Origin of the sequence: Vibrio sp. M260118 (genome assembly GCF_036533755.1) — a bacterium.
In the GTDB taxonomy this organism is placed as follows: domain Bacteria; phylum Pseudomonadota; class Gammaproteobacteria; order Enterobacterales; family Vibrionaceae; genus Vibrio.
In genome coordinates this window covers 1-1,511 of the sequence record NZ_JATABG010000566.1, presented here as the reverse complement: position 1 = coordinate 1,511, position 1,511 = coordinate 1, and the positions used below count along the sequence as shown (strand labels likewise).

The following is a 1,511-nucleotide window of genomic DNA, read 5'->3' as shown; positions in this document are numbered from 1 at the left end:
CACAGTTTTACTTATTCAGAGCTGAATCAAAAAGCGCTTTTAAATTCTTTACCAACTTGGGGGGCTTGGTTGATTGTGTATGCACTGATTTTAACGGCATATTTTAATCATAGGGTTGCTGTAAAGAATCATAACTTAATGATAAAGGATGTGTTAACCGGCATCCTAAATCGTCGAGGTTTGGCACTAGAGCTGGATGACGCGCTAGAGCAACTTGAAAGTGTAGGGCGCAATTATGCGGTAATGATAGCGGATATAGACTTCTTTAAGCGCGTTAATGATGAGTTCGGGCATGATATCGGTGATGTTGTTATTCGAACTACAGCCAAGCGTATACAAGCATCTTTGCGAGAAGACTCAATATTGTCTCGTTGGGGAGGAGAGGAATTTTTAGTCGTCGTTCCCAATGTTGAGCAGTCGACTGCGGAGCAGATCGCAGAAAGACTGCGGGCAAATATTGAGGCAACCTCATTTCCTCAAATTGATAAAGTAGTCACCATCAGCATCGGTGTCACTATTGAAAGTAAAGCCAAGGCGTTTAACGATGCGATAAAACGAGCAGATGCTGCGCTATATCAAGCTAAAGAGGGAGGAAGAAATCAAGTGAGGTTTATTGAAAAACAGAGTCGTATGGCTGAGAAAAAGCAAAAACCCTCAAGTATTGCTTGAGGGTTTTTAACTATTCTAACAGTCGGTTGTTGGTTACCAACCTTTAACCACGCCACCTTTGAAGATGTCAGAAGCTGCTGTGTACACTTCTTCTGTTTGGTAAGCTTTCACGAAGTTAACGACGTTTTCTGCCTGTGAATTATCTTCACGAGACACGATTAGGTTCACGTATGGAGACTCTTTGTCTTCAACGAACACGCCATCTTTTTGTGGAGTTAGGTCGATTGAACTCGCGTAAGTCGTGTTGATGATAGACAGAGCTACATCGTCAAGAGAACGCGGAAGTTGTGCTGCGTCTAGTTCAACGATAGTGATGTTTTTCGGGTTCTCAACAATGTCGCGTACTGTTGCTAGTAGACCAACACCTTCACGTAGTTTTAGTAGACCTTGTTGCTCAAGAAGAAGTAGTGAACGACCTAGGTTAGTTGGATCGTTTGGTACTGCGATACGAGCGCCTTCTTGAATTTCATCAACAGATTTAACTTGCTTAGAGTAACCTGCGATAGGGTAAACAAACGTGTTACCTGCGATAGTTAGCTTGTAACCACGATCGGTTACTTGCTGATCTAGGTATGGCTTGTGCTGGAACGCGTTGATGTCGATAGAGCCGTCATCAAGTGCTGCGTTTGGTGTTACGTAATCAGTAAAGGTTACTAGCTCTACTTCTAGACCGTATTTCTCTTTTGCTACTTTTGCAGCTACTTCTGCAACTTGAGCTTCTGCGCCAGCCATTACGCCAACTTTAATCTTGCTAGTATCTGCTTCTTTGTCGCCACAACCAGCTAGAACCAGTGCAGACGCTGCTGCTGCGATAGTCAAAAGACCTTTAAGACTGAATTTCA

Annotated in this window: 2 protein-coding genes; one reads left to right on the top strand and one right to left on the bottom strand. The window is 43.2% G+C overall.

What is annotated here, in order from left to right:
- On the top strand, window positions 1-669 hold a 669-nt coding region (locus QTO00_RS19625), incomplete at its 5' end, for a GGDEF domain-containing protein (RefSeq protein WP_331426244.1).
- Between the two features lie 33 nt (window positions 670-702).
- On the opposite strand, the gene QTO00_RS19620 is transcribed toward QTO00_RS19625, so the two are convergent.
- Window positions 703-1,511: MetQ/NlpA family lipoprotein (locus tag QTO00_RS19620; protein ID WP_331426243.1), on the bottom strand; the 809-nt coding region annotated here is incomplete at its 5' end.